General features: G+C 48.5%; 3 protein-coding genes. All 3 read left to right on the top strand.

The window, feature by feature from the left end; all coding sequences use genetic code 11:
* The first annotated feature begins 83 nt into the window (after positions 1–83).
* The gene (locus VZT47_RS10055; protein ID WP_330224827.1) at positions 84–995 is read left to right on the top strand and encodes an ABC transporter substrate-binding protein; all 912 of its coding nucleotides are present in this window, start codon (positions 84–86) and stop codon (positions 993–995) included.
* Positions 995–1,972, top strand: a complete 978-nt coding sequence (locus VZT47_RS10050; protein WP_330224826.1) for a FecCD family ABC transporter permease — start codon at positions 995–997, stop codon at positions 1,970–1,972. Before VZT47_RS10055 ends, VZT47_RS10050 begins: the two co-directional genes overlap by 1 nt.
* On the top strand, positions 1,888–2,477 hold a 590-nt coding region (locus VZT47_RS10045; RefSeq protein ID WP_330224825.1), incomplete at its 3' end, for an ABC transporter ATP-binding protein. The genes VZT47_RS10050 and VZT47_RS10045, both read left to right, overlap by 85 nt.

Genomic DNA, 2,477 nt, shown 5'->3' with positions numbered 1-2,477 from the left:
TGCCCTTGAATTCTTTAAAGAAAATGCAGTTCCCGGAGAGCGCTTTAAATTTACGATCGATCGTGTAGGACAGGAGAAACTGGATGAAACGATATGGAATGCTTTTGAGGGAAATTAGCAGAAGGATCCTTCTTATGTTGTTTTGCGCCATGCTGCTTGGCGGATGCGCTGCTCCGAAAAAGGTGGATACGAAGGCAGAGGGAGAATCCACTGCTGTACCCCAAAAAGTGATCGCATTGTCAAAATCCAATGCGGAGCTTTGGCTCCTTGCCGGTGGAAGCCTTATCGGAACGAGCGAGGATGCCATGGAACTTGCGGGCATATCACCGGAAACGGTCTCTCTTGGCGATATGGATCATGTCAGCCTGGAAGCAATCGTCGGACTGGAACCGGATCTGATCATCCTTTTTTCAACCGATCCGGCGCAGAAAGCATTGGGAGAAGCAGCGGAAGAAATCGGCATTCCGGTCTTCTATACGAATATTGACTCTTTTGAAGACTACAGGGAAGTGATGCTCTCCTTTACACAGATGACCGGTCGGGAGGACCTGTACCGGAAAAACGTGGAGGAAGTTGATGCGCAGATTGAGGATATCCGTACCATGGTGCCGGAAGACGGAGGCGGAACGTACCTGCTGCTGCATGTCTCCGCGACAAAAAGCAAGGTGGAAAAGAATGATTACTTTGCCAGCGAAATACTGAATGATCTTGGGCTTACCAATATCGCATCTGACACCGGCGATTTTGATGAGCTGTCCATGGAACAGATTGTGGTGAGTGATCCGGACTACATTTTTGTTGTGCCAAGGGGAGATGAAGAAAAAGCCAGTGCCGCATTCGATGAATTGTTTCGATCTCATCCTGCGTGGGAGTCTCTGAAGGCGGTCAAAAACGGGCGGTTTTATCTTCTTTCCAAAGAACTGTTCGGCCTGAAACCGAACGGAAGATGGGCAGAAAGCTACAGGCAGGCATATGAGCTGCTATATGGAGAATAATGCGCAAATACTTTTTTCCGGTTGTTATATTGATCAGTTTAATTATGTTAGCGCTCCTGGCAGGAAACAGCGCTGTCAGGACAAAAGATTTTCTGGGAGTTCTCAGCGGTGGAGGGACAGACGGCCATAAGATGATCTTATATCAGGTAAGACTGCCAAGAATTGCAGCGGCAGTGTTCTCTGGAGCCGGTCTGTCCGTTTCCGGCTTTCTTCTGCAGGGCAGTCTGGATAACCGGATTGCTTCTCCGGGAATTTTGGGCATCAATAATGGTGCAGGTCTTTTTGTCCTGCTGTCTGCCTGCTTTTTTCCTTTTCAGGCTGCCATGAAATGCCTGATGGCTTTTTTGGGGGCACTCCTCGTCACATTTATGGCATATGGTCTGGCTGCAAAAACAGGAATGTCCAAAACATCAGTAGTACTTGCGGGAGTAGCAGTTTCCGCCCTGTGCGCGTCTATCATTGACATTATGATCTCCTGGAGACCGGAGATAGTCGCGGATAAGACAGCTTTCCAGATCGGAGGGTTCGCGGCTGTATCTGCAATGATGGTTTCATTTGGTGCCCCGGTAATTGCGTTCGGACTGCTTGCCGCTTTCGTAACCGCACCATCTATGGACATTCTCCGCCTGGGAGATGAAACTGCACATGGACTGGGTCTGAATACGAGAAGATACAGGGGGCTGTGTGTCTTTTGCTCGGCACTTCTTGCCGGAGCAGCCATCAGTATGGGAGGACTCATTGGATTTGTCGGACTAATCGTTCCAAACTGCGTCCGCAGCTTATGGAGAGGAAATGCAAAACCGGCCGTTTTTTTCTGCGCTGTTTACGGGGCTCTCTTATTATTGCTGTGCGATACACTTTCCCGCATGGTAGTATTCCCGTACGAACTGCCATGTGGTCTTTTTTTGAGTATTGCCGGTGCACCCTTTTTGATTTTGACTTTGATAAGAAAGAGAAAGAGGCTGGGAGCAGATTGATTACGATCAGGAATATGGAAACATCATACCCCCAGGGGAAATCCTTTCGGATTGATGAAGTCTGTTTTGAGAAAGGCCGGATCACCTCCATCCTGGGCAGAAATGGTTGCGGAAAGACGACGCTGCTTCGGACGATGACTGGATTTCTCCCTTACCGGGGCAGTATAGAAATCGACGGAAAAGAGTGCAGAGATTATACAGGGCTTGAAAGAGCACAAAAAGTCGCGTATCTTCCACAGATTATGAAAGCGGTAAAAATGGATGTGGAATCATTGGTGGAACATGGCAGGTTCCCATGGCACGGCAGTTTTCGCAGAATGTCCGTGTCGGATAAAAATGTGATTGAGAATGCGCTGGAAATGACACATATGACTTCACTGAAGGCACGGGATCTGACTGAACTGTCAGGAGGAGAATTACGGCGGGCTTACCTGGCAATGGTAATTGCCCAGAATACCGAAATGATTTTGCTCGATGAGCCCACGACGTATATGGATATAGAAAG

It is taken from the genome of Dialister sp., assembly GCF_036343215.1.
In the GTDB taxonomy this organism is placed as follows: Bacteria; Bacillota; Negativicutes; order Veillonellales; family Dialisteraceae; genus Dialister.
The sequence above is the reverse complement of the archived record's forward strand: the minus strand, read 5'-3'. Positions and strand labels throughout refer to the sequence as shown.

Coding starts and splice junctions, on each gene's coding strand:
- VZT47_RS10055 (WP_330224827.1), top strand. CDS start 84: ATGAAACGATATGGAATGCTTTTGAGGGAAATTAGCAGAAGGATCCTT.
- VZT47_RS10050 (WP_330224826.1), top strand. CDS start 995: ATGCGCAAATACTTTTTTCCGGTTGTTATATTGATCAGTTTAATTATG.